The sequence below is a fragment of the Pseudomonas sp. A1230 genome (assembly GCF_044218825.1).
Classification (GTDB): Bacteria; Pseudomonadota; Gammaproteobacteria; order Pseudomonadales; family Pseudomonadaceae; genus Aquipseudomonas; species Aquipseudomonas iridis.
In genome coordinates this window covers 1,845,731-1,872,154 of sequence record NZ_CP162582.1, presented here as the reverse complement: position 1 = coordinate 1,872,154, position 26,424 = coordinate 1,845,731, and the positions used below count along the sequence as shown (strand labels likewise).

At 59.2% G+C, this 26,424-nt stretch carries 20 protein-coding genes and 2 pseudogenes; 16 read left to right on the top strand and 6 right to left on the bottom strand.

Annotated features, from left to right (window positions below; genetic code table 11):
* Positions 1–11: 11 nt before the first annotated feature.
* Positions 12–926, top strand: coding sequence for a LysR family transcriptional regulator (locus AB4P97_RS08945; protein WP_115148050.1), 915 nt, complete (start codon positions 12–14; stop codon positions 924–926).
* 7 nt (positions 927–933) lie between these two features.
* Here the strand turns inward: AB4P97_RS08945 and AB4P97_RS08940 are convergent, their stop codons facing one another.
* Complete coding sequence (locus AB4P97_RS08940; protein ID WP_042559031.1) at positions 934–1,185, bottom strand: hypothetical protein; 252 nt, start codon at positions 1,183–1,185, stop codon at positions 934–936.
* A gap of 154 nt (positions 1,186–1,339) precedes the next feature.
* On the opposite strand from AB4P97_RS08940, the gene AB4P97_RS08935 reads away from it, so the two are divergent.
* Positions 1,340–1,657 carry a YqjD family protein gene (locus tag AB4P97_RS08935; RefSeq protein WP_047300978.1) on the top strand — a complete coding sequence of 106 codons (318 nt, stop codon included), beginning with the start codon at positions 1,340–1,342 and terminating at the stop codon, positions 1,655–1,657.
* A gap of 41 nt (positions 1,658–1,698) precedes the next feature.
* Here AB4P97_RS08935 and AB4P97_RS08930 read toward each other — a convergent pair whose 3' ends face one another.
* Entirely contained in the window at positions 1,699–2,739 is a 1,041-nt protein-coding gene (locus AB4P97_RS08930) for an Ldh family oxidoreductase (protein WP_115148051.1), read from the bottom strand.
* A gap of 219 nt (positions 2,740–2,958) precedes the next feature.
* Here AB4P97_RS08930 and AB4P97_RS08925 point away from each other — a divergent pair, with 219 nt between their 5' ends.
* A complete protein-coding gene (locus AB4P97_RS08925; RefSeq protein ID WP_395602478.1) occupies positions 2,959–7,758 on the top strand; it encodes a dermonecrotic toxin domain-containing protein in 4,800 nt (1,599 codons plus the stop codon).
* Between the two features lie 58 nt (positions 7,759–7,816).
* Here AB4P97_RS08925 and AB4P97_RS08920 read toward each other — a convergent pair whose 3' ends face one another.
* Positions 7,817–8,086 (bottom strand): PepSY domain-containing protein, encoded by a 270-nt coding sequence (locus AB4P97_RS08920; protein ID WP_042559028.1) that lies wholly within the window; start codon positions 8,084–8,086, stop codon positions 7,817–7,819.
* 152 nt (positions 8,087–8,238) lie between these two features.
* Here AB4P97_RS08920 and AB4P97_RS08915 point away from each other — a divergent pair, with 152 nt between their 5' ends.
* On the top strand, positions 8,239–9,240 hold the full coding sequence (locus tag AB4P97_RS08915; protein ID WP_395602477.1) for a FecR family protein: 1,002 nt from the start codon (positions 8,239–8,241) through the stop codon (positions 9,238–9,240).
* A gap of 55 nt (positions 9,241–9,295) precedes the next feature.
* Here the strand turns inward: AB4P97_RS08915 and AB4P97_RS08910 are convergent, their stop codons facing one another.
* Positions 9,296–11,641, bottom strand: coding sequence for an acylase (locus AB4P97_RS08910; RefSeq protein WP_395602476.1), 2,346 nt, complete (start codon positions 11,639–11,641; stop codon positions 9,296–9,298).
* A 301-nt stretch (positions 11,642–11,942) separates the two neighbouring features.
* Between AB4P97_RS08910 and AB4P97_RS08905 the strand changes: the two genes are divergently transcribed.
* On the top strand, positions 11,943–12,320 hold the full coding sequence (locus tag AB4P97_RS08905) for a fe2+ zn2+ uptake regulation protein (protein ID WP_261735335.1): 378 nt from the start codon (positions 11,943–11,945) through the stop codon (positions 12,318–12,320).
* An 18-nt stretch (positions 12,321–12,338) separates the two neighbouring features.
* On the opposite strand, the gene AB4P97_RS08900 is transcribed toward AB4P97_RS08905, so the two are convergent.
* Positions 12,339–12,527 (bottom strand): hypothetical protein, encoded by a 189-nt coding sequence (locus tag AB4P97_RS08900; protein ID WP_042559024.1) that lies wholly within the window; start codon positions 12,525–12,527, stop codon positions 12,339–12,341.
* Positions 12,528–12,977: 450 nt separating this feature from the next.
* Here AB4P97_RS08900 and AB4P97_RS08895 point away from each other — a divergent pair, with 450 nt between their 5' ends.
* Genes AB4P97_RS08895 through AB4P97_RS08875 form a run of 5 tightly spaced genes read left to right on the top strand, consistent with a single transcriptional unit; the run spans position 12,978 to position 20,040 of the window.
* Positions 12,978–14,225 (top strand): MFS transporter, encoded by a 1,248-nt coding sequence (locus tag AB4P97_RS08895; RefSeq protein ID WP_395602475.1) that lies wholly within the window; start codon positions 12,978–12,980, stop codon positions 14,223–14,225.
* Between the two features lie 10 nt (positions 14,226–14,235).
* Entirely contained in the window at positions 14,236–15,366 is a 1,131-nt protein-coding gene (locus AB4P97_RS08890) for an acyl-protein synthase (RefSeq protein ID WP_395602474.1), read from the top strand.
* 1 nt (position 15,367) lies between these two features.
* Complete coding sequence (locus AB4P97_RS08885) at positions 15,368–17,770, top strand: aldehyde dehydrogenase family protein (RefSeq protein ID WP_395602473.1); 2,403 nt, start codon at positions 15,368–15,370, stop codon at positions 17,768–17,770.
* Between the two features lie 46 nt (positions 17,771–17,816).
* Positions 17,817–19,127: a phenylacetate--CoA ligase family protein gene (locus tag AB4P97_RS08880; protein WP_395602472.1), complete on the top strand. Its 1,311-nt coding sequence runs from the start codon at positions 17,817–17,819 to the stop codon at positions 19,125–19,127.
* On the top strand, positions 19,105–20,040 hold the full coding sequence (locus AB4P97_RS08875) for a GNAT family N-acetyltransferase (protein ID WP_395602471.1): 936 nt from the start codon (positions 19,105–19,107) through the stop codon (positions 20,038–20,040). Before AB4P97_RS08880 ends, AB4P97_RS08875 begins: the two co-directional genes overlap by 23 nt.
* 63 nt (positions 20,041–20,103) lie before the next feature.
* Here AB4P97_RS08875 and AB4P97_RS08870 read toward each other — a convergent pair whose 3' ends face one another.
* Positions 20,104–20,631, bottom strand: coding sequence for a hypothetical protein (locus AB4P97_RS08870; RefSeq protein WP_042559018.1), 528 nt, complete (start codon positions 20,629–20,631; stop codon positions 20,104–20,106).
* A gap of 380 nt (positions 20,632–21,011) precedes the next feature.
* Between AB4P97_RS08870 and AB4P97_RS08865 the strand changes: the two are divergent.
* The 6 genes and pseudogenes from AB4P97_RS08865 to AB4P97_RS08840 form a co-directional block, all read left to right on the top strand.
* A pseudogene (locus tag AB4P97_RS08865) lies at positions 21,012–22,094 on the top strand (cache domain-containing protein); the annotation flags it as partial.
* 381 nt (positions 22,095–22,475) lie between these two features.
* Positions 22,476–23,003, top strand: a pseudogene (locus AB4P97_RS08860) (methyl-accepting chemotaxis protein); the annotation flags it as partial.
* 272 nt (positions 23,004–23,275) lie between these two features.
* Complete coding sequence (locus AB4P97_RS08855) at positions 23,276–23,722, top strand: DUF411 domain-containing protein (RefSeq protein ID WP_395602470.1); 447 nt, start codon at positions 23,276–23,278, stop codon at positions 23,720–23,722.
* Positions 23,722–24,156, top strand: coding sequence for a YqaA family protein (locus tag AB4P97_RS08850; protein ID WP_261735326.1), 435 nt, complete (start codon positions 23,722–23,724; stop codon positions 24,154–24,156). The genes AB4P97_RS08855 and AB4P97_RS08850 overlap by 1 nt, the downstream gene beginning before the upstream one ends.
* A gap of 86 nt (positions 24,157–24,242) precedes the next feature.
* A complete protein-coding gene (locus AB4P97_RS08845; RefSeq protein WP_395602469.1) occupies positions 24,243–25,292 on the top strand; it encodes an alpha/beta fold hydrolase in 1,050 nt (349 codons plus the stop codon).
* Between the two features lie 13 nt (positions 25,293–25,305).
* On the top strand, positions 25,306–26,259 hold the full coding sequence (locus tag AB4P97_RS08840; protein ID WP_395602468.1) for a D-2-hydroxyacid dehydrogenase family protein: 954 nt from the start codon (positions 25,306–25,308) through the stop codon (positions 26,257–26,259).
* The last annotated feature ends 165 nt before the right edge of the window (positions 26,260–26,424 follow it).

Here is a 26,424-nt window from a genome sequence, read left to right as displayed (position 1 = left end):
TGTTGAATGATATGAGCCAAATGAATATCGCCACGGTCGACCTCAACCTGTTGAAAGTCTTCGAAGCCCTGCATGAAGAATCCAGTGCCAGCCGCGCAGCGTTGCGTCTGGGCGTGACGCAATCGGCAGTCAGCGCGGCATTGCGGCGTCTGCGTGAGGTTTACGGCGATCAATTGTTTGTGCGCACCGGCCGCGGATTGGCGCCGACGCTCAAGGCCAATCAGCTGAAACCGGTGGTCAGCGAGGCGCTGAACAAATGCAGGCAAAGTCTGGCGATGGTTGATCCGACGGCCAATCACTACGACGGTCGTTCGGTCACTGTTGGCCTTTCGGACGATTTTGAAATTGCTTACGGCCGTCGCTTGATCGAGGAAATCGCCCGAAGTGCACCGAAACTGCGGCTGATCTTCCGCCAGACCCACAGCCAGATCGTCGCCCGCGCGCTGATGGAACGCAGCATCGACTTGGCGATCACTGCCGGCGGCTTTGCCGAACGTTTGCTCAGCCGTCAGGTGTTGGGCGAAGGGGGTTATGCGTGCCTGGTGGACCCGGTGAGCCTTGCGCCCGGCCAGCTACAAATCGATCTGCAGGAGTTTGTTGCCCGCGAGCATCTTCTGGTGTCGTCGGGTGGTTTTATCGGCATCACCGATGAAGGGCTGGCGGCATCAGGCCTGAGTCGACGAGTGTGTGCGTCGACCACGCATTTTGCCGCGCTGCCTTTTCTGCTCAAGGGCAGTCACGCGGTAGCGACGATCCCGGCGCATGCCGCCGCGAGCATCGCCGCCCTCAGCGGCCTGGCGTTGTTGCCCTGCCCGCTGGCCTTGCCGCGTTACCCGATCGAACTGGGCTGGCGCACCAGTACCCAGCTCGACCCTGTGGTAGTGAAAGTCCGCGAAGCCATTGTTGCGTGTTTCAAGCGCGACTGAAGCGGCGTTACTTCGCCGCCATCAAGCGGTTGACCTCACTGCGCACCATGTTGGCGAACTCCGGCGGTGACATGCCGTCCAGTTCCGCACGGACCCACTCGGCCCATTTGCCTTTGCGCTTGGCCCGCTCGCCGAACAACCGTGCGGCTTCGCCTTTGGCCTTGCCCAGATTACTTTGCCAGAGGTCGAACAGACGGGATTTCTCGTCTTCCAGCGCGGCGCGCTCTGCGAGGGGTTTGTCGGCCAGATTGAAACTCATGGGGATTTATCCTGCGGCGTAAAATGCCGACATCTTACACGCTCGACGGAAATCTCCCGCGCAGGTTTTTGATTCCGGACTAAATTCAGTGCAACTTTTCACCCAGCGTCACACTCCATTGATCACTGTCCATTCAACTGCAAGGAGTCACCCAATGGCCCGCAAATCCGCCGTGCAAGCCGCCCAGGATCAAATCAAGGATCAAGCCTTCAGCGACCTTCAGGCGCTGATCGAAGAGTCCGAAAAACTACTCAAGAGCAGTGCCTCGATGGTAGGTGAAGAAGCGGAGACCCTGCGCGGACAAATCTCGGTGAAGCTGCAGCAGGCGCTGGACTCGGTATCCAGCGTGCGTGATCGCACCAAACCTGCGGTCGAAGCCACCGAAAGCTACATCGGCGGCCACCCTTGGCAAACCGTGGCAATCTCGGCCGGCTTTGGCCTGGTGGTGGGTCTGCTGCTCGGTCGTCGCTAAGCAATCTCCTGTGGTGAGGGGACTCGTCCCCTCACCACACTTCAGTATCCTGCCAGCGTTCTGAGCTGCAGCAAAGTCGCCTCATCCAGCACAATCCCCTGCGCCAGTGACCTCGCCCTCTGCAAATGCCGACGGTCCCCCGGCAAGCGCTTGAGCCCTGCCCCATGCATCTGACGCACCAGTTCTTCGCTGCGCTCGGCAAAGCTCTGGCCCGCCGCCTTGCTTGGGTCGATGACGATCAACAGCTGGCCGGTCCACGGTGTTTTCGCCCCTGGATGGTTGGACCAGTCGAACTCGAAAGAAAAATTCCCTCCCGTAAGCGCCGCCGCGAGCAATTCGACCATCATCGATAGCGCCGAGCCCTTGTGCCCGCCAAATGGCAACAATGCCCCGCCTTCCAGAATCGCCTTGGGGTCCTGAGTCGGCTGGCCGAGGCTGTCGACGCCCATCCCCGGCGGCAGTTTTTCACCTTTGCGCGCGGCGATCTGCACGTCGCCATGGGCGATGGCACTGGTGGCCAGGTCGAAAACGATGGGTGCGGCGCCGGCGCGTGGGGCGGCAAATGCAATCGGATTGGTGCCGAACAATGGTCGGTCAGCGCCGTGTGGCACCACGCAAGTCATGCTGTTGACCACGCTCAATGCCACCAGCCCTTCCTCGGCGAAAGGCTCGACATCCGGCCACAGCGCGGCGAAATGGTGAGAGTTGCGAATGGCCAACACGGCGATCCCGGCATGACGCGCCTTCTCCACCAGCAGCGCTCGTGCAGCCGCCAGTGCAGGCTGGGCAAAGCCATTACCGGCATCGACCCGAACAAAACCCGAGGCGACGTCTTCAACCTGGGGCACTGCCTGGCCGTTGACCCAGCCACTGTTCAGGGTCGAAACATAGCCGGGAATGCGGAACACGCCGTGGCTATGAGCACCATCACGCTCGGCATTGGCGCAGTTGGCAGCCAGCACCCGCGCTACTTCGGCACTGGTGCCATTGCGCAGAAACACGCTTTCAAGCAACCGGGTCAGCGCCTCAAGGGTGATCGAGGAAGCGGCGGCAGGTATTGCACAATCGTTTGGCGCAGACATCTGAAGCTCCAGAATAGTTATTGGAGGGAACACCAGCGTACGGACAACTTGCGCACCGATTAACCACGCCACAACAGTACCCTGTCAACCCTTCGACGCCTGCCGTCCAAAGCACCAGCATCTGGCCGTGCGATAACTATCTACCACCTGCGCCACCTTCATCGCCCCTAGTCTCGGATTTCATTCTTCGCGCCGCACGCGCCATTTCGAGACCTGATGATGACTGAGCCGGCATCCCCGCTGCTGTTTCCCGAAACCCTGAATTTTCCCGCGCTGTGGAGGCAACTGGGTAAAACGCACAACCTCAATGCCAAGGATTTCACCTGGCTGGGCCATGTAAAACTCGCCACCCAGGCACTGCGTAGCCGGCAAACCCCGCCGATGCTCGCGCAAAGCATTCACATTCACGCGGGCACGGCGCCCTCGGTGACGTTGGCAGGCTGTTTCATTCTCAGCGAAACGCCTGACGACCAAGGCGCGATCCTGTACACGCCCTATGACGGCATCAAGAAATACGAAAACCTGGCCACGCTGAAAAAACAGCTCGAAAAACGTCTGAAGGACGCCGAAGAAGACGACCTGCTCCTGGCCTTCATCGCGCTCGGCCAACGCAGGGACATTGTCGAACAGCGGCAACGCACGCTGACGTTCGAAACCATCGAAGGCGACATTTTCGATCAGCAGAAGGCGCAGATTCTCGCGAGCCAGCAACGCAATGCCCAGGCCACGCTCGACGAGTTGAAACGCCTGCCCTCGCTGACATCGATGCTGGAAACGCTCCTCAACGGCTTGTTGAACATCCGTTTGCCTCACATCAATCAGGCGCTGACCCGAGTCAACTTCTACTTCGATGCCGCGCTGGGCATCGCTAACGCCGCATCGCCAACGCAGTCCGTCAGGCACTGGCACGACTCCATCAGCCTGAGTGACGCAGTGTTGATGGTCTACCGCAATCAGGGTTGGCCAACTGACCAGATGCATGATTTTTCCCATCCCGGGCGTGCACCGTTCGATCGCGACCAGGCCGTATGGGAAGAGGCGCTTGATGCGGTCGCGGGCAAGCTGCAGGTGTTGCTGTTTCAGCAATTGCAACACTACTGGCAGGCGCCCGCCGAAACAGGTTCGCCGCGTAACGCGTTCTTCAGTGCCGTGCTCCAAGAGCAGGCGCGCGCCGACCTGATGATCAAACGCGAAGGCGCCATCCTCAGCGCTGACAAGTTCGCCGTCCTGCATCAGATGATTCAGCCCGACGCATTACCGGCCGGTCGCCCGACCATCGAAAACGTGCGGATCTGGGAGTACCAACCCGAGTATGTCGAGTTGGCCGGTTCGCTGATGATCAGCCACATTGATGCCTGTCTGTACACGCCCACGCACGGTTTGCAGGTGCTCAAGGACTACCCTGACCTGCGAGACACCGTGTTGAGCAAGTTCGGCGCACGCGGTCATCAGGATGAATTCTACGGCTTGCTGAGCATGCAGGAGCGCAACCGGTTCATTGGTTTCAATCGCCCGAACGTGACGGGAGAAAGCCTCGGCGGCGAGCCCTTCAAAGTGCTGTGCGAAGCGATCATCACCAAGCAACGGCAGAACATCGCCTACGCCTTGCAAGTGTTCCGCCAAAGCGATGGCGGCGTCGACATTCATTCATTGTTCGACAAGGCCCTGGATATCCGCGCCATGCTGCATGAACGGCTGTTGACTCTCGACGCCGGCGAGCGTTGGTCGACACGGCCGGTATTGACCGGCGTGCAACAACCTTCCGAAGTGCTGGCGCACAAGGCGACGAGGATTGCCGACACCTGTGATCTGGAAAACATCGTGCTGACCGGCACGTTCAGAGGGCAGCCGACAGCGACCGAAGCTGAACAGCGCCGGTACCTCGACACTCTCAAAGGCAGGCTCAGCAACGTGTTGGTCAGCGGCGTGACCCATGAGGCGCAGCTACGCGTTATGAGTGGTTCGCTCAAGGCGCCGGAGCAAGCGATTGTCGACACCGTGTTCAACAACGCTCAGCCCAGTCGCGATGATCGTCGCTCGCTCAATGGTTTCCGGCCCGATGCCTGGTCAATCACCCTCAGGAGCGCAGGGGTGGCGCAAGCGTTGACTTTGGCCCACTGCTTTTTACTGACCGAGCGTGGCGGCCTGGATGACCTGTACTCCGGTCGCGCCGTTTTGTGGACACCCGCGCAGGGCCTGGAAGTCTTTGCCAGCATCGGCGCCGCCCGCCTCGCGCTGGAACATCGGCTCAAGGACAAGCTTGATCGCCTGACCCTGCTGGAAAACCTGCTGCCCCAGCAACGTCGGTTTCACAACGAGTACACGCTGGGTGCCTTGCGGTTGATCGAGGACAACGTGCTGCTGGAACGTGTGCAGTCCGGCATCGAGCATTTCCTTGCGCGTTGCAATCAGCTTCGCCAGCGCATCAAGACGGCGTCGAAACTCAAGGCTGCCTTTGACGTTGTGGTGAAAACCCCGATTGACACCAATTTGGAGCGCAGCGTCTACCTGGCCAACGCCATCCGCCAGCAACAATCGCTGCCGGCCTGGATGGGCATGGCGCCGGTGCAGGAGCAACAGCTTTATCTCGAACTGCTGGAGCAATGGCGCCACAGCGTGGTTGACCAGCAGGATTACCTCAGCGGCCTGCCTTCACTGCCCGAGTACGTCAGCCAGCGCTTGCAGTCGTTGCTCGACAGCCGTTTCCCGGGTAGCGCGCTCGACCCGCAGAACATCGAGATCACCCCCAACCTGGCATTGGCCGGCCCTGCGCGCCCGCTGACGGAATTTGCGTTGAATCATTTCAACATCGGCCAGGGCACCGGGTTCAAGGTCGCCTCGAAAACCACTCGGCGTCTACCGGCCGGCCTGGATCAAAGCGCTGTCAGGCAATTGCTGTTGTCGCTGGACATACCCACGACATTCACGGCGAAGATCACCGCCGCGTTGTCACCGAGCCATGCGCAAGCCACGGCGCGCAGACAGCGCTTTTATCGCCAGTTACCCTGGCAATTGCTGCAACATGCGCAAGGTCTGAAGATGCAGCAACAGCTGTCCGCCAGCGCGTTCGATCACCTCTGCCAGGTGCTCGACATGCCGGATGGCCTCGCCCGCAAAACCGTCGAAGGCGCCCACGCGATTGTTTCTCCGCTGTCATTGTTCAAGACCGCAGGCGCAGTCGCTGTCGAAACCTTGGGGATGTACCTGATCGGTCCGGGTGGCGGCCACACCGGCCCATTGGTCCTGTATTCGCCGTATGGCGAAGAGGTGTTGCGCGAGTTCGCGGATTCGGCGAGCGTCATCGCCGCCATCAACACACCGGGAAGGTTCCAGGACCTGCTGATTCGCCGTTTGCCCCAGGCACAACAGTCGATCTTCGCTACGCTTTTACAATCGAGCGCTGGCACGACCAGTGAGTTCACCCTGTCCAGCACGCCTATCACCGGCAACGTGCTGCACAGGTTTTTCACTGACAACCTCAAGCTGCTGCCGCAATTGCTGAGCTGCCAATTGCAACGCGACGCCCAGGCTGACTGGGACACGGCCAAAGCGCTGTTCAACCGAGGTATTAGCCTGAGCGCGAGCCTGCTACCGGGTAAAATCTCCTACCTCACTTTTCTCTGGCAGGCCTACAAAGACTTCAAGCACTCCGCTGAAGGCTTGCAGGATCATCACTGGCCGCAAGCCCTGAAAAGCTTTATTTCAGGGGCGGCGCAAATGATCTCGCTGGGGCGTCTCAAGCTGGAAGGCGCCGCGCCCGTCACCGACGTCCCTGCACCGCCCACCGCGCAGGCTGCACCGAGCTGGTCGCAAATCAGAACAACCTCGCCGCTGCGCACCGAGTTGCAGCCCTTCGAAGCCACGGATGTAGCGCTGCAGGATCTGCGGCATGTCCCACAAACCGGCCTCTACGAGGATCTGCTCAGCAAGCGCACCTATGCGCCGATCGCTGGCAAGGTAAACCGTGTAGAACAACCAGGGCCCGTCTGGCAGATGGTCAACGATCTGACACCCGGTCCGAGCCTGGTCCAGAGCGGCTCGCGCCTGCTGCTGGCGCCTGATCAGAACGCCGCGCATTACGGCAAAGTCATGTCGATCCTTTCGCGCGCGGATGATATTGAAGCCAACCGCAGGGCGTTGCTGAACATTGAAGCGATTGGCATGAAGGAGATTCAGCGTCTTCATCCGTATAAAGCACGGCAGATCCAGCAGGCCATCGACATTGCCCGCTTTTACGCTTTCAACAGTTTGCACAATCTGGCCCAGCTCAAAGCCAACGTTCCCGGCAGCCGGCTGGATGGCTTTCTCAAGGTTTTTTTCGGGGTGACTGCGGTCGATAAAAACCTGTTAGGCAAGGTGCACAAGGCGATCGTGCCGATCTGTGAAGCGCTGGTAGACCCCAGCGATGACCTGATGAACACCGAGCGGTTTGTGGTGGGCTCCAATATCTACAAGTCCTCCGTCAGTGCGTTTGTACTGATCAAGGACGAGCGCAAAATGGTGCATTTCACCGAACATTTCTTCGACCCGAACCTGGCCTACTACCAGGAGCATCTGAGTGAGCCCTTCAACATCGAAGGCCACGCCCAGGCCGCCACCCTGATCCACGAATTTTCCCATCAATACTCCGGCACCGAAGACTTCGCCTTACTGGAAGCGCGGCGACCGTTTCCCGATCTGATCAACACCATCACGGTCTTCGGGCGAGACCTGAGGGATTCGCTGGAAGAATTTCGAAACACTGCACTGTCCCTGCAAACGTCTCGTCAGGCGCTGTTTGCGCGCGAAAGCAATCAGCGCGGCGTGTTTGTCGATCTGGACAAGGTCCCCGATGGCAAACACATCGGTAAAGAAATACTCAGGCTGACCAGCAGCCCGAACATGGATGAGGCGCGCAACGCTTTTTACAACCGGATCTCAGCGGATGCGCGGATCAATATCATTTTGCACAATGCCGACTCGCTCGCCCTGTTGATCTGCGAGATGGGCCGGCAACTGGACCCGGCGCCGGTGCCCTGAAAAAAAACATAAAAAAAGGCGCAGGTCGAAACCTGCGCCCTGGCTCAGACGATCGGGATCAGTCTTTCTGATCGCGCAGTATGTTGCCCGATGCGCCATCGATGCGGAACTCATAGACGACACCGTCAGACTTGCGCCCTTCCCCTTCCCAATAGCCATCGTTATCGGCCTCGATCTTGTAGATCTCGACATAACCTGCCTTGGTCTTCGCGGTATCGATGGCTTTTTCGATGGTGATCCAGCCTGCGCCTGGCTTGTCTGCCAGCGCGGCACCGGCGCTGAGCAGGCTTGCAGTGGCAATCAGTGCAGCAAAGGTCTTCTTGATCATTTTTTCACTCCATTTGTGGATAGTGGTCATTGGCGTCCTGTTTTTTGGGCGCCTGAGCGAAAAATAAGTTCCACATTGATGGGTAAATGCCATGACTTATGTTCTCGGCAACTTCCCGTCAAGGTTAGAATGTGCGAAATCAGGATGAGTCAATGACCCACGACACTCTCTCGGAAGCCGAATACGATGCGATCACCGATGCCGCCGCGCATTGGTGCATGCGCTTGCACGCCGCCGACTGCACGGAAGACGAGCGTCGCGCATTCCAGCAATGGCACGATGCACATCCTCTGCATGCATTCGAGTACGAGGCCATGCTGGAAATCTGGGACGTTGCCGGACACCTGCCGCGCCCGGAGACAGCATTGGTTGTGCCGGTTACTCAGCCTGACCGCCCATGGCGCCGCTACGCGATAGCGGCCGGGGTCTGCGCACTGGCGTTGCCGCTGACGGCTTACACCGGTTGGCATCTGGGCTGGCTGCCCAACAGTTATGAGCATTTTGCCGCCACTGACAATGTGCGTCAGGTGACGCTGAGTGACGGCAGCCAACTCGAACTGAACCTCAACACTGACCTGACCTTCAGCAACTACAAGGACGAACGCCGCGTCACGCTGAAAAAAGGCGAGGCATTCTTTACCGTCAGTCACGACACGTTGCACCCGTTTGTCGTGCGGGCAGGCGAAGGCAGAATCCGGGTGACCGGCACGCGGTTCAATGTCTGGATGTACGAGGATCAAGTGCGAGTGAACCTGATCGCAGGTTCGGTGCTGGTCAGCAGTAATCGTCAATTACCGGGCGATGGCTTGCGTCTCGAGCCGTCCATGCAAGCGCGTTACAAACCGGGCGACTACATGCCGCAAATCAGCCAGACCTACCCTGACGATGCTTCGCTGGCCTGGCGCAGCGGCAAACTGGTGCTGGACAATCTGCCGCTCAGTGAAGCCCTGCCGCTGATCAACCGCTACCTGGAAAAACCGTTGATGCTCGCCGACAACAGCACCGGAGCGATTCGGGTGGGCGGTATCTACAACATCAAAGAGCTGAACAACCTCGCCAACTCCCTGCCCAAGGTCTTGCCCGTTTACCTGACGCGCAACAAGGAAGGCAACCCGGTGATCAACCCTATGCCGCAACAGCCGCCAAAAAGCTGAAGGCCGCGCCCCTTGCGGGATGCGGCCTTCAGTTTTTTTTCCAGTAACACCGTGTTTACTGTGCGGCGACCTTCCCCGTCTTGTCCAACGTCCCGTGAATGGTTTGCACCTGATACTGCGGGTCAGCCTGGATCTGCTGTTCGGTAAACGGCAGCACACTCCACTGTTTCTTCGAGAATGCCTCAGTCTGATCGCGCGAGTATTTCGATGCCGGATCGCTGGACAGCGAGAAGGCCAAAAGCCCCTGCGCGTGCGGGCCTTTTTCATCGAACGTCACGACTTGCAGATAACTGGTGCCACTGACCACCTCAAGCTTGCCATCCTCGCGTGGCACGCTCTGGATCGCGTTGTAGATCCCCAGCGTACCCGGCCCGCCATGGATCGGCGTCTGCCGCCCGCCGCTGCTGACCACCTGAATGTCGCCCCAACGGGTTTGCGGTTTCAGGCCCATTTTGGCCACCGTATCGACCGACGCCAGCATCGCTTCGCGAAGCGCCTTGGCCACCGCTGACTGCTCGACCGCCAGACCACGCGGCGTGTGTTGCGCGTCTTGCGGATCGAAGGCGACACGCCAGATGTCCACCGACTTCTGCAGGGCTTGCATGATGTTCTGGAAATGCACCAGGCCCAGGCCCGAATCCAGATTAGCCCGCCCGTCCCACGCTTTCAGGCTGGCACACACAGGTTTCAGTGCTTGCGCGTCGGTGCCAAGGTCAGCGGCGCAGAACTTCAGCAGATCCGGCACCACCTGGGTCGCCAGATACACTTGATCGTCCATCACCATCTGCTGCAGATCCTTGATCCCCAACGCGCCTTTTTTGTTCAGGCTCGCCAGACGATCGAGGGCAAAGCGTGAACGCAAGCCCAGCGGTTGGCCATCCTGACTGATCAGCGGCGAGAAACCGGTGAGCGGTTGCGCCGGGTTGGCCAGCCATGCGGAATCGTTGGAGTGCTGGACAAAGTCCTTGCGCAGCAGTTGCGGCAATTGGCTGGCAGCAAAAATGCCCTTCTGCGCGGCTTGCGGGTCGACGTCCCAGGCGCAGGCGCTGTTTGAGCCGTCGAGCACGATCATCTGGGTGCCGATTCGCGGGTCACTGCACTTTGCAAGTTTTTCGCCGCTGACGTTCGGCACCACCGACAGGTTCATGTACAGCGTCTGCCCCTTGTCATCTGCGGCGAGCGTATTGACCCAGGGAATACCCTGAATCTTGTGCACCGAATCCTGCAAATCCTCAAGCGTGGAAGCCTGATTCATCGCATACCACTGCTTGAGCACGCGATCGTTGTCGAGGTTGGCATCACGCAGGCTGTAGGCGAACTGATTGTCCCAATCGAGCTTGCCCGGCCACTGCACAATCGGGCCGAACTTCGAGCTGTAGATGTCACGTGCCACCGGCAACACTTGCCCGTCCGCCTGTTTGACCTGCACGGTCACCGTCTGCTTGCTCATCGGCAATGATTGGCCATCGAGCAGATAGCGCGTCGGGTCTTTCGGATCGAGTTGCAGGCGATACAGAGTGAAGTGTTTGGAGGAATCGACCGTATGGGTCCAGGCCAGATGCTGGTTGAAACCGATGTTGATCATCGGCAGGCCCGGTAACGCGGCACCCATGACGTCAAGTTTGCCGGGAATGGTCAGGTGCATTTGATAGAAACGCATACCGCCAACCCAGGGAAAGTGCGGGTTGGCCAGCAGCATGCCGCGACCGTTGAACGACCGCTCGCCCCCCACCGCCACGGCATTGCTGCCACGATCAAGCGCAAAGCGCTGCTGACGGACATCTGCCATTTGGTAGGCGTGCGTATCGTTGGCGATCCGCGCCGTGGCCTGTGGCGGCGTGGCACCGGCAAGGGCTTCGGCGAACTGACCAACCCCGCCCTCGACCAACAGACGACGGGTCAGTTTGACCAGATCCTCTGGGGCAATATCGCGAACCCATTCGCCCTGACATTGTTGCGGCAGGCCCTGCTGACGGCGTTCGGCGAGATAGCGGTTGTAGCCCGCGGCATAACCCTGGACCAGATCACGCACCTGTGCCGTTTGCGCCTGCCAGAAGGTGCTGACCGCTTGCGGCGTATTAAGCCAATTGAAAAAGACATCGCTGACACGGTTTTCACGCTCCTCGACGGTGAACTGATCCGGGCCGAAATAACGCGAACGCTGGCCATTGACCGTGACGATTTCGTTGGCCAGCAGGCACAGGTTGTCCTGCGCATAGGCGTAACCGATGCCGAAACCCAGGCTACGCTCGTCTTGTGCGCGGATATGCGGCACGCCGAAACCGGTACGACGGATCTCGGCGCTGGTATCAATGGAGGGGCTGAATGCATGGGCCGAAAGGCTCAGCCCGAAAAGCATACCGGCAACGGCCAGTCCGGTTAACTGCCTGGAAATAATCACGCTCGCTCCTGATCGAAATGCCGAAGAGCGGATCTGCCTTGCCGCGCGAAACATGTGACGGGCAACGGATCCGCTGTGGTAACACCCACGCGTCCACGCGCAATGAGCCTGTCCTGAAAACGAACGTCGACGAAAAAAATTTAGCGCGGTTGGCGGCAGTTTTGCGCAGTGATTACGCGCAGAAGACGAAATCCCGACAAATTTTCTACATTTTTTCTTTCATGATTTGGCGAGCTGAAACGTCTTGTTTAGAGAGCGCAAAAAAACCTTTCCCGATCGGGCTCTGAAAAGGAGTAATTGCATGTACAACCCGCAACTACCAACGGACGGTAGCCAGGCGTCACAAGGAGCATCCATGAGCCCCCACGCGAGCGATTTCGGACAACGCATCGAGCGTCACGGCAACGAACGCATCCGGCTGTTGCTCAAAAGCTTCGGTCTGCGCACCAGCCTGATTCGCCTGAAGGTCATCGACGCCCTGCTGGTCGCGGCACAAAACGACCGTCGCCTGGGCGTTCGCGGCGTCCATAGCCAATTGCTGGATCTGGATATTCCGCTGTCCTTCCTCAGTGTGCGCGAAGTCCTCAAGCGCCTGAGCGCCGAAGGTGTGATCACCTTCAACGCGGACAAGAGCTACAGCCTGCATCCGCAGGCTGCTGCAGTCCTCGACGCCGAGTGAAACGTACTGCGATCGCCGTCAGGGTTTGACCTTGCGGCGCATTACGCCATTGATCACCACGACGATCACCGCCACACCGATGGCGATGTACTGGAAGGTCTTTTCATCGATCTTCCCGGTGTTTTGCAGCCAGGACAGGCCGAGCATGATCGCCAGTACGGAGACGGCGATCAGAATCGAATAAATCAAACGTTGCTTCTGGGTCATTGCGGCTTCCTGAAACTTTGGAATGTATCCACTTGCATGCCATGCACTTGCCGTCATACGGGTAGGCGCCGCTGCAAACGGGGCCTCATGTTACAGCCGATAGAGGCTTTTGGCTTCATCACGGCTTCAAGACGACCATCATCCTTGCGCCGGGGAAGCCCCGGCGACGATCAACATCGTTAACAGGATATTTCACCCCGCCTGCTCGCCAGTGTCAGATGCCGGGCATGAAAAATACACACTGAATTAACTGAAAAACAATGCCCGTCCCATTCGCGGGCATTTTTTTTGAGCATGGATGAGTGCCCCGTAACGTCTTGTTTTACTGGCGTTTTGGGTCCGTTTCATATCCTGCAAAGATTCGAAATCTAATGTTTCAGCTAACCAGTAGGTCACGCCAATGTCTGGACCTAGGCTCTGCAACCTCCTCCTTACCTGACAAGGATGTTTATGCAGAGAACATTGATAAGAATCGGGCCACGCCAAGTGGTGGGATTCTGCCTGGCGCTTGGCGCTTTTGAACTCCTGACCTATATGGCCAGTGATTTGATCATGCCAGCGATGTTGAGCGTCACTGAAGAGTTCCAGGCCGATGTTCGCCATGTTCCCAATGCCTTCAATCTTTATCTGTTGGGCGGCGTCTGCCTGCAATGGCTGCTGGGACCCATGTCTGATCATTGGGGGCGGCGCCGACTGCTGTTGATCGGCTGCGCCGCATTCGCTGCTGCCTGTGCCGCCGCTTTCGCTACCCGCAGCATTGAAGTGTTCAATGCGCTGCGCCTGATACAGGGCATGGGGCTCGGGTTTGTCGTGGCCGTCAGCTATCCGGCCCTACAGGAAGTGTTCTGCGAAGCGGATGCCGTGCGCCTGATGGCCCTGCTCGGCAACATTGCGCTGCTATCGCCGTTGCTCGGCCCCATGCTCGGCAGCGTAATGCTGGAATGGCTGACATGGCGCGAACTGTTTTTGGCACTCGGCATTGCTGCGGTGCTGGTCTGGCTGGGGCTTTACGCCTGCATGCCGGAGACCGTGGGGGTTATCCGCCGCGATGGGCAGCAGCAAGCCCGCGTGGCCTTTTCCATGCGTCAGATCCGCCAGCGCTACCTTGCCCTGCTCGGTAACCCGCGGTTCCTCGGCGCGAGCCTGGCCTTGGGGCTGATGAGCCTGCCACTGATTGCCTGGATCGGTCTGGCGCCGTTGCTGCTGATCCAGGGCCTGGGCCTGACGCCGCTGACGTATGGCCTGTGGCAAATCCCGATTTTCTCTGCCGTCATCGTCGGCAATCTGATTCTCAACCGTCTGCTGGTGACGCACTCGTTATCACGCCTGATTCAACTGGGGCTTTGGCCGTTCTGCCTGGGCCTGCTGGCGCTGATCGGCTGCGCGATGCAGGGTCTGGGACTGACAGCGACAGTCGCCAGCCTGGCGCTTTACGCCGTTGGATTGGGCATCAGCAACGCGGCGTTGTATCGGCTGGCGCTGTTTTGTTCGGATGACAGCAAAGGCCTGGTCTCGGCCATGGTCGGCATGATTTCGATTGCCGTGATGGGCATCGGCGGCTCAATTATTGCGGCGATTGGCGGCGGAACCCGGCTTGAGTTTTTCGCCCTGTGGGCCGCGCTCGGAGGCTTGATGTGCCTGCCGCTGCTGCTCTGGTTTCTACAAGACGCCAAAACCGCGTTCGCCGCACCTGAATAAGGGAACATCGATGATCCATTTACCCGCGAGCGATGCGTTATGCGCGTTGCCCCATCCTTATTGCCCGCATTCCGTGCCCACGGGCCTGTTCGAACGGGCCATGGCCGAGATCAGCCGTTTTCATTGCCAGCACACACCGGGCTACGAACATTGGTTGAACGCCCACGGGCTCGGTGCGCATGACCTGGACACGCTTGATGACTGGTCGCACTTGCCACCGATCTTCGCCAATTTTTTCAAGCAACGGCTGCTGCTCAGCAGCACCGGCGCCAATGCCCTGGAACTGACGTCTTCCGGCACCAGCGGTCAGCGCAGCCGCATGCGCTACGACGAGCGCAGCCTTGGCGCGGCGCAATTCATGGTCGCGCAGATCTTCCGCCATTACGGTTGGGACACCCCGGACACGCCCTGCAACTACTTGCTGCTGAGTTATGAGCCGCAAGGGCTGATCACGCTTGGCACCTCGTTCACCGATCAGTTTCTGTGCCGCTTCGCCCCCGCCAACCGTGTGGTCTATGCCTTGCGCAGCACCGGTGACGGTCATCGGTTTGATGTGTTTGGCGTCGTCCAGGCCTTGCAGGCGTTTGCCGAAGAAGGCCTGCCGGTACGCATCCTCGGCTTCCCGGCGTTTCTCTGGCAGACCTTGCAACAGATGCAGGCCCTCGGCATGCCAGATCTGAAACTGCCGGCCGGTTCCCTGGCATTTTTCGGCGGTGGCTGGAAAACCCAGGCCGCACATGAGATTCCCAGGCAACAGCTATATGCCTGCATCCACCGCCAACTGGGCATTGAAACCTCGCGTTGTCGAGATGGTTACGGTGCCGTCGAGCATGCCGTGCCTTACATCGAATGCGCCCATCACCGTTTTCATGTCCCGGTCTATTCGAAGGTGTACGTGCGCCATCCAGCTGATTTTTCTATTCAACCCTATGGCCAGCGAGGCCTGCTGGGATTCGTCTCGCCCTATATCTCGTCCAGTCCCGCACACGCGGTGGTGATGAGCGATCTGGCGACGTTGCACCCTGGCCAGAGTTGCGGCTGCGGGCTGAGCAGCGACTGGTTTGAACTGCACGGCCGCGCAGGCACTACCGCAGGCAGAAGTTGCGCGATGGCAGCGGCCGACCTGCTGGGGAGCTACTGATATGTACTTGATCAACGGACAATTACGCGACGCCTGCGACCTTGACGCTGCGCTTGAATGCCTTCAGGCAGATCTTGCGGATCATCTGAGCACGCCGCTGCAAAGCAGCACGGTGATCAGCGCCGCAACCTGCTTTGCCGAGCAACTGAGCGGCGACAATCAAGCGCTCGCGCTTGATCTCGAACATCGACAGGCCCTGATCGAGTTCTGCACGGCCGAGGCATTGCAGATCAAATTGCAACGCGAACTGGGCGCCCAACCGGGCTCATTACGCCGCATCGACTATCGACAATCGCACTTCGAATGCTGGAGCCCACTCGGGCTGGTGGTGCACATCACGCCGGGCAACGCGCCGTTGCTGGCGTTCTGCGCGGTACTGGAAAGTCTGTTGGCAGGCAACGTCAACTGGTTACGACCCAGCAGCAGCGATCAAGGCCTGACCGCACGGTTACTGCACGCCTTGTTGCAATGCGATTCGAGTGGCCAAATCGCTGGTTACGTGGCGGTATTGCCAGTGGGAACGGGGCAGATCGGGCAACTGTGTAAACGCGCCAATGGCGTTGCGGCGTGGGGCGGTGAGCCCGCCTTACAAGCCATTCGCAAGCAGCTCCCGTCCGGTTGCCGGTGGATCGACTGGGGACATCGCATCAGTTTCGTCTATCTGACGACCGAAGCCGCCACAGCGCAGAACCTCGATGCTGTCGCCGATGAAGTCTGTCGACTGGATCAGCAGGCCTGCTCCAGCCCGCAATGGCTGCTGGTGGACAGTGACGACCCGGTCGTATTGCGCGAGATCGGTGAACGCCTGGCGGCAGCCTTCGAACGCCGCGCCGGGCAATGGCCGGCGCTGTTGCCAACGCCACAGGAAGGCGCGCAAATCACCACGCACACGCACATGGCTCGCTTGGCGCAGAGCTTCGCGGAACAAACCGGCCATGTCTGGAACGCGCCGAGCTGGCGGGTGATCTGGGCGCACGAGCGTCAACTCGCCCCCTCCCCGCTGTTTCGCAGCGTGCTGCTGCATCCGGTACCGCGGTCGCTGATCACCGACACCCTGCTGCCATGGCGCAACGTCCTGCAAAGTTGCGCGCTGCTGTGCGGCGAAGCACAGATTGGCGAGTTGGCACGGATGCTGATCCGTGCCGGTGTGACGCGCATCGCGCCAGTGGCCGGCATTCACGATGGCTATGACGGTGAGCCCCATGATGGCGTCTACGCGTTGCAACGGCTTAGTCGACGTGTGTCGGTCAGCGTCGCCGCCGGCCTGTTGCCAAGCCACGCCACCCTTGATCCCGCGCCTGTACCCGTAACGCTTTGCGGGCAGCCGATCATGGACAAGGAGCGTTTCAAGGGCCAGCCGTTCAACGCGGCGGCGCAGTTGTATTTCCGCTCCGGTGGCAGTAGCGGGACGCCTGTGCTGTCTGGGTATAGCTATGGTGATTTCCATCGACAGATGCGCGCAACAGCGGACGGTTTGTTTGCTGCGGGCCTGGATCCGGCGCGGGATCGGGTAATGAACCTGTTCTTCTGCGGCGGGTTGTACGGCGGTTTCCTGAGTTTCGCCAAAGTGCTTGAGTTGCTGGACATCCCCCACCTGCCGATGGGCGCCCCGGCCGATGACGATTACCGCGACATCGCCGAGCTGATCATCAGTCAGCGCGTGACGGTGCTGATGGGCATGCCAAGCACTCTGCACCGCTTGTTCCTCAACGAAAGGGAGCGCTTGCAAGCCTACGGCGGTATCACCAAGGTGTTTCTCGGCGGCGAACATCTCAGTGAACCGAGTCGTGCTCTTTTGCGCCGGTGCGGTGTGACCAGCATCCGCTCGGCGATTTACGGAAGTGTCGACGCCGGCCCTCTCGGTCATGCCTGCCAGGCTACGGGAGATGGCATTTTTCATCTGATGAACGACACCCAACATCTGGAAATTGTCGCGCTCGACGCCGATGAGCCTGTGGTCGGCAATCAAGTCGGCCGCCTGTTGTTCACCTCCATCGCCCGGGAGGCGCAAAACGTTCAGCGCTATGACGTCGGCGACACTGGCCGCTGGGTATCCGGTGCCTGTGCTTGCGGACTGGCCTCTCCACGCTTCGAACTGCTGCAACGCCACGGCAAATTGATCCGCATCGGCACCGACTTCATTTCATTGAGCGAACTGGCGGTGCATCTGCAAGTGCCGTTTCAAGTGCTGCTGGATCATGCACCCGACGGTGTCGAGCGCATGCGTTTGCGCAGCGAACTCGAAATTGTTGACGTGCAGACCCGACTGTCGAGTTACCCGACCCTGGCAACGATTATTCACAGCGGGTTGCTGAATCTCGAAGTTGAAGTCTGTGCCATCAAAGACTTCGCCCGAAACAAGCACAGCGGCAAGACGCCGTTAATGATTGATTCGCGCAACTGACACTTCCCGTGAGTCAAGCCAGAAAACTATAAAAAAGGTCAACCTTGTGAACATCACTGACTCAGTGGGCGAATTGATCAACTTCGCTCGTCAGCACTCGCCCTATTACCGCGAACACTTTGCCGAAGTCCCTGGACAAATCGCGTTGCTCACCGAGCTACCGATCATTGATCCCGACGAATTCTGGCGTCACAGCGAAACCCTCGACCTGTGGCCGGTATTGACCGACTCAGCGCAGGGGGCACTGGTATTCAGAACCGGCGGTTCCACCAGTGCCGGGAAACTCTCTATTTACAACCGGTATGAATGGCGGCGCCTGGTCGGCGATTTCGGGAGCGCCCTCAGTGTGCAATTCAACCCGGGAGACCGGGTGGCCAATCTGTTTTTTGCTGGCGACCTGTATGCCAGCTTCCTGTTCATCCACGATTCATTGGCACATGTGCGTGTGGACATCACTGAGTTTCCGTTCACCGGCGACATCGATTCTCAGGTATTGGCGCAATCCATCCAGCAGCATCGGATCAACGTGCTTGCAGGCTTGCCGGCACATCTGTTGACCTTTGCCGCCTGGCTTGAGCGTCGCAAGCAAACCTTGCCGGTTGTCGACACGCTGCTCTACGGCGGCGAAAGTCTGTTTGATTCACAGCGCCAGATTCTCAACCTGGCGTTTCCCAACGCGCGCATCGCCTCCATCGGCTACGCCAGCGTCGACGCCGGTTTCATCGGCAGCAGTCAGCGCGACTGCGCCGAGGGCGAGCATCGAATGCATGAAAATCACGCCATCCTGGAGATCATCGACGAATACACCGGAGAGGTGATCGAGTCTTGCGATGAAGTGGGTTTGCTCGTTCTGACCAGCCCCCACCGGCGCTTGATGCCGCTGATTCGATACCCGGTAGGCGACCGCGCCTGTTGGCGAGAACCGCTCGGCACTGCGCAGCGAAAATTCGCGATCAAGGGGCGCAGCGCCAGCAGCCATCGGGTCCGAGTGGGCATTTTGTCGCTGGTCCCCCAGGAAATCGCCGAACTGATACGCCGCGACGCTGCCTGTGACGACTGGCAACTGGTGATTGAACAGGTCGCGCTCAAGGACTTGCTGACGCTCAAATGGGTGCCAACTGCACAGTCTCCCGACCGCGCCGACGTCAATCGGCAACTGGAAACCGAAATGCTTGAGCTTTATCCGTTGATCACGCAATTACGGACGGATTATTTGCTGGAACTGCACATCCAGTGCTGCACGCATGAGGATCTGCCACGACATCCCCGCTCGGGCAAATGCCTGCGCGTGCTGGACTTGCGTCGTTATGAACACAAGGATCAGGAGGGCCCGGATGGTACCGCTGATTCTGCGTAATTATCGCGCCAGCGACGCCACGGCGGTCAGCCGGTTGTTCCGCGAGGTGTACGGCGATCTTTATGTGCAACCGCACGTTTATCTGCCGCAGATGATCAACCAGAACCACGCCCACCAGCGCTGGCACTCGCTGGTCGCCGAGGTCGACGGGCAGATACGCGGACACGCCACCCTGTTTCGCGACACAGGCGCCCGCACGGCCGAACTGGCATTGAGCGCCGTCCATCCTGATGCCCGGGGACAAAACATTGCCACACGTCTGAGCCAGCAACTGCTGACCCACGCGCAAGCACTGGGCTGCCACGACGTGTCCATCAAACAGGTCACTCACCACCCGTACACGCAACGCATGGCCGCCAGTCTCGGTTTTCATAACACCGGGCTGTTGCCGGACTACGTGCCCTCGCCGTTTGGTAGCTCAACGCCGGAATCGATTGTCGTGGGATGTCGCATCATCGACGGGTATCAACGCCCGTTGCCACGGCAGAGCTGGCCGTCTGCTTACCGCAGTTTCATGGAACATTTATGTGATGTATTCGGCACGCAAGAGCAACGATTTTACTGGCGTGGCCCCGCGATTCAGCTGGAACAACACACCAATCGTTACGACATCCTGCTCAAAGCCCTGCGGCCCGATCTGCTCGAGCAGCTAAGGGGATTGCCGCAGCAATGGCTGGTGTCGATCCGGCTCGGATTGTCACCGCAATTTACCTGCGACCTGAACAGACTGGCTGCAATCGGATTTGTCTTTACCGGGCTGGCACCCGTCGAGGGTAAGGAGGGAGGATGGCTGGCGCTGTTTCACCGGGGTTACCGGCGGGGAAAACTTGAGTTGCACTGCCCGCAGATGCAGCAGTTACACGATCAGGCACAACAGCAAGTCGTGCCTCACCTGAACAAAATAGCGCTGTGACTTGAGCGTACCGCGATCTTGCTAACTGACCCGCTCACCTTGAGTGGGTCATTGTCTGGCGGCTCAAGCCCTGGCTTTGATGCCGTCTTTATTGGGAAGCGGCGCGTTGCCTTCCCCATAGGTTTTCAGGTTTTGCAGGACGTAAATCGCTTTCTTGAATTCGGGGATCAGATTTTTGCCGTACGCATTGCCATTGAGACCATTGTTCTGGATCGCATCAAGCTGAGTCGCGAAATACTCCAATGCGTTGAATTTGACATCAATGTCCTTGGTCACGCCGAAACGATCGAACTTGTCACCAGCATTCAGCAAGGTGAAGGACGTGATTTCAGAGATCAGCCCTCGGCTACGCAGCATCGCCGCCAGGTTACCCATCTGTTTTACCGAGACGTTCGCGGGGTCAAAGCCCTTGATGTTTTTGCGCAGGCCTTGCTTGTCCATCTCGGCTGTATTCAAAGCGTTGGGATCGTTTCCGACCATGGTCAGCATCTGCTGCACCTTGACGCTCTGTGCCACCTGTTTCTTCGCGCCAGTATTACGCACCATGACGCCAGCCTTGCTTTCCCAGCCGCCGACAATGCCAATCGTCATGAGAAAACTCCCTGTGAAATGAACATGAAATATCCTTGTTGAAGCACTCGAATGCTGGGGAGTATCCACCGGCTCACTGATGGCACCAACCCTTTTTGTGCACTCACTTACAATTCTCGTACATTCTCGATACAAATCAGCAGACCTCCGTGGATGCTGGCTTTCAAGCCCTTCATCGAACCGCGACCGGTCGAAATTCACTCCGGTGCCATGGCTGGTTAATTCCTGTGTATCAGGTTCGATACCGACCAGTCATCGGCCTTCAGCTTTTTAGCACGCCGGTACCTAAAGCTTCTGGCGGCAACGACGATACCTAGTGATACCCGCACTGTTTACGCCTCCCGCCCCTAATAAGAATCGCAGCTCAAGGACCGGTTTCCATGCCCGCATTCCGCACTATTCAGGCTCGCTACACGCTGTTTCTGGTTCTGTTCATGCTGCTGTTGTCAGTGCTGACCGTGGTCGGTATCAGCCAACTGGTAGCGCCCAAACTGCGTCATACCGAAGAACAGGTGGTGCTCAACCGCATTGCCGAAGTCGCGGAGCAGATTCAGGGCGAGTTGAACAAGGTTCAGGCGCAACAACGCAGCATCACCCAGACCATCCCGCTGCTCGACAGCGCGGCCATCGACACGGTATTGCCGGGCCTGGTGGATCAATACGGCGAACTGAAAGTGTTTGGCGGTGGTATCTGGCCGCTACCCGGCCAGCGTGAAGCCGGACGCAACAAGTTCAGCACCTTCTGGCATCGCGATGCCTCGGGCAAACTGGCTGTCAACACGTTCTGGAACAGTGATGCGGCGCCCAACTACTACGACCAGACCTGGTACAAGGGCGGCATGGCCACCCCGCGCGGCCAGTGCGCATGGGCGGCGGCCTACAAGGACGACGCCAGCGCCGAGCCGCGCACCAACTGCGCCATGGCCATCCAGAAAAACGGCAATGCCTGGGGCGTGTCGACCATCGACGTCACCCTGGGTTTCTTCAACGACCTGGTGGCCCGCAAGGAAAAAGACCTCAACGCCGAAATGCTCATCGTCGAGGCCGATGGAAAAATCATCAGCAACAGTTCGCGCATCAGCGGACCGATCGTGCTGAAGAACATCAGCGAACTGGCTGGCAGCTCGACCTTCGCCAGCCAGGTCAAGGCGGGCCTGCAAAGCCGCGATCAGGCGCAGCGCGTCGAATTCGACAACAACGGTGAAGCCAGCACCTTCTTCATGCGCCCGATCGAGGGCACGCCGTGGTTCCTCGCCACTGCTCTGCCGACCAAAATGCTCACCGCTCAGCGTGACGATGTGCTCAGCACCCTGAGCCTGTTGCAGATTCCGCTGGTGATTCTGTTAGTGCTGTTGCAGATCTACGCCATCCGTCAGCTGGTTTCGCGCATGAAAGCGCTGAAAGCCAACATCGACCTGCTGTCCAGCGGCGATGCCGACCTGACTCGACGCATCACCATCCGCGCCGAGGACGAACTCGGCGCCATCGGTCATTCGGTCAATACCTTTATTGCCTATCTGCAAAACATGATCGGTGAAGTCACCCAGGCCACCGGCGCCATGGCGTCGAGCCTCGACAATCTGCAACGTACCTCGACGCATACCAGCCAGATCCTGCTGCGTCACGCTTCGGAAACCGATCAGACCGTCACCGCCATCACCGAGATGAGTTCGACCGCCGAAAGCGTGGCGCAGAACGCTGCTGAAACCGCGGCGTTCACCCAGCGCGCCAACGAAAACGCCGACCGTTCGCGGGTGGTGGTGGGCGAGGCGACCAACAGCGTGGTTGCGCTGATCGATGAAGTGGCCAGCGCCACCCATAAAGTCGAAAACATGCAGCAGGACGCTCAACGCATCACCGAGATTCTCGGGGTGATCGGCGCGATTGCCGGTCAGACCAACCTCCTGGCCCTCAACGCCGCCATCGAAGCGGCGCGCGCCGGTGAACAGGGTCGCGGCTTCGCCGTGGTGGCCGATGAAGTACGCGCCCTCGCCGCCCGGACCCAGGCCAGCACTTCGGAAATCAACGAGATGTTGAAGCGCCTGACCCAAGGGGTCAGTTCGTCGGTCAGCGCCATGGAAAACACTCAGGCCAGTTGCCAGTCGGCGGCCGACGCCACGGCACGGGTCAACTCGGGGCTGGATGAAATGGCCGGTTCCGTCAGCCATATCAACAGCCTCAGCACGCAAATCGCCACCGCCGCCGAGCAGCAAAGTGCGGTGACCGAAGAGATCAACCGCAGCATGGTGCAAATTCGCCACATGGTTGATGAACTGGTTCAAAGCGGCCAGGCCAGTGAACTTAACACCCGCCAGTTGCTGGAAGCCAACAGCCGGGTGAGTGCGATCATGGGGCGCTTCAAGGTCAGTTGATTCACCTCAATCTCATGTAGGAGCTGCCGCAGGCTGCGATCTTTTGATGTTGCTTTTAAAAGATCAAAAGATCGCAGCCTGCGGCAGCTCCTACACAGGATCGCGTGCAACCTTACAGATTTGTCATCTCTCGCTCATGGGGCTGTCAGGGTTGATCTACGATTATCCTGCCAGTCTGCCTTGTAGCAACTTGAAACACTGAGTTGATGCCTGGCAGGAAAAACCGGTCAAAATACGTTCTTTTTGACCGCCACCCGAGTCGAGAGTCCGTCATGCGAATCCACCTGCGTCTGGTCGCCCTGAGCGCCCTGTTCATCTCCTCCCTGGCCCAGGCTGTCGACCTGATTCCCATCGAAGTCCATCGCGATGCCAATTGCGGCTGCTGCAAGAAATGGATCAGCCACCTAGAAGCCAACGGTTTCAAAGTCGAAGATCACGTTGAAACCGACATGAGCAGCTTCAAGCAACAACACGGCGTGCCGCCACGGCTTGCCTCATGCCACACCGCAATCATCAACGGCAAATTTGTCGAAGGCCATGTCCCGGCGGAGCAAGTGCTGGCCCTGAGCAAGCGTGACGATCTGCTGGGTGTTGCCGCACCGGGCATGCCGATCGGCTCGCCGGGCATGGAAATGGACGGCATGAGCGATGCTTATCAAGTGATTGGTCTGAAAAAGGACGGCGCTGACGTCGTAGTGGCGGACTACCCGGCTCGTTGATGGGCGCGGCTTACACAGGACTGTTCTTTGCCGCCTTCGGCGCCGCGACGTTGCTGCCATTGCAATCCGAAGCCCTGCTGGTCGGGTTGATCGTCAGCGACCGTTACTGGCTCTGGGGATTGTTGGCGGTGGCGACCGTGGGCAATGTGCTCGGCTCGCTGGTCAACTGGTGGCTGGGTTGCAGACTTGAGCGATTTCAGGATCGGCGCTGGTTTCCGGTCAGCGCCAGACACATGGACAACGCGCGCAGGCACTATGAGCGATACGGCCATTGGTCACTGCTGTTCAGTTGGTTGCCGATTATTGGCGATCCGCTGACGTTGGTTGCCGGGGTGATGCGCGAGCCGCTCGGGCGCTTCCTGTTGATCGTCACCCTCGCCAAAGGCGCGCGGTATGGCGTGCTGGCCATGCTGACGCTGGGCTGGATCGGTTGAACCATCATCGCCGCACATTGCCTGTGTTTAACGTCGCCCTAATCCCGCCGTTCCAGCATCGGCCGATTTCAATGGAGTTAGCCCTTATGTCTGTCACGTTATCCCGTTGGCTGCCCGGCCTGTTCCTGACTGCCGCCCTGCCGCTGTTTGCCCATGGCGCCACGCAAACGACAGCACCCGCCGAAGGTCCGGCGTATGGGCCACAGCTGCAAGGCTTCAAATACCCCTACACGCTTAAACACTTCGATTTCCAGTCTCAGGGCAAAACCCTGCAGATGGGTTACATGGATGTCGCCGCCCTCGGCAAGGCCAACGGTCGCACCGTGGTGCTGATGCACGGCAAGAATTTTTGCGCGGCCACCTGGGACAGTTCGATACAGGCCCTGAGCGAGGCCGGTTACCGGGTGATCGCGCCAGATCAGATCGGCTTCTGCACCTCCAGCAAACCGGACAACTATCAATACAGCTTCCAGCAACTGGCAACCAATACCCAGCAATTGCTCAAAGCGCTGGGCATTCAGAAAGCCACCTTGCTTGGTCATTCCACTGGCGGCATGCTCGCCACGCGTTACGCGCTGCTGTTCCCGGAGCAGGTGGACCAATTGGCACTGGTCAACCCGATTGGTCTGGAAGACTGGAAAGCCCTCGGCGTGCCGTATCGAACGGTGGATCAGTGGTACCAACGGGAATTGAAAGTTACCGCCCAAGGCATTCGCGACTACGAGCGCACGACTTACTACGATGGCCGCTGGAAACCTGAGTTCGACCGCTGGGTCGACATGCTCGCCGGCCTAAGCAAAGGCCCGGGCAAGACCCAGGTGGCGTGGAACTCGGCGCTGATCTACGACATGATTTTCACCCAGCCGGTGTACTACGAGTTCAAGGACTTGAAGATGCCGACACTGTTGCTGATCGGCACCTCCGACACCACGGCCATCGGCAAGGACCTCGCGCCACCTGAGGTGAAAGCGAAAATCGGTCACTATGAGGTGCTTGGTAAACAGGTCGCCAAACTGATCCCGCAGTCGACTCTGGTTGAATTCCCCGGCATGGGCCACGCGCCGCAGATGGAAGAGCCGGCGAAGTTTCACCAGGCCCTGCTCGGCTGGCTGAACAAAACCAATCCCGTTGATTGATGAGGTAAGGCTGATGGCGGTGCAGATTGCGGTGATCGATGACTGGCAGGACGTGGCGCGGGACGTGGTCGACTGGTCGGTGCTCGATGGCATCGGTGAGGTGACGTTCGAGCATGATTACCCGGCGGACAATGCCACGCTGGCCAAACGTCTGGGCAAGTACTCAGTGATCTGCGTGATGCGCGAACGCACGCGTTTTGACGAAGACCTGCTCAAGCGTTTGCCCAATCTCAAGTTGTTGGTGACCGGCGGTATGCGCAACGCAGCGCTGGACATGCAAGCCGCAGCGGCGCTGGGCATCAGGATCTGCGGCACCGACAGCTACAAACACGCCGCGCCGGAACTGACCTGGGCATTGATCATGGCCGCCACGCGCAACCTGCTCAATGAAGCCAACGCATTGCGCGCAGGCGTGTGGCAACAAGGCCTTGGCGGCGATTTGCATGGCAAGACGCTGGGCATCCTCGGCTTGGGCAGCATCGGGCAACGGGTGGCGCAGTTCGGGCAGGTATTTGGCATGCGCGTTATCGCCTGGAGCGAAAACCTCACGGCCGAGCGCGCGCAACAAGCCGGCGTGACCTATGTCAGCAAGCAACAATTGTTTGAGCAGGCGGACGTGCTTTCCGTGCATCTGGTGCTCAGCGACCGCAGTCGTGGGCTGGTCAATGCGCAGGCATTGGCCTGGATGAAGTCGACTGCTCTGTTGGTGAACACCGCCCGCGGCCCGATTGTCGATGAAGCAGCGCTGATCAAGGCCTTGCAGAAACAACAGCTCGGCGGCGCGGCGCTGGATGTGTTCGATCAGGAACCGCTGCCAGCGCTGCACCCGTTTCGCACACTCGACAATGTGCTGGCGACCCCGCATGTGGGGTATGTGAGTCGGCAGAATTATCAGCAATTCTTTTCGCAAATGATCGAGGATATTCAGGCTTGGACGGCGGGCAGTCCGGTGCGCTTGCTGAATTGATGTCAACCTCTCGACATTGCTGCGCCCTCTGCGCCGCCATCGCTGGCAAGCCAGCTCCCACAGGTCCGTGGCGCCCACAAGATTTGTGTACGCCGCCAGTCCTGTGGGAGCTGGCTTGCCAGCGATAAGGCCATTGGACACAACCCATCAACAAATCGCACGCAC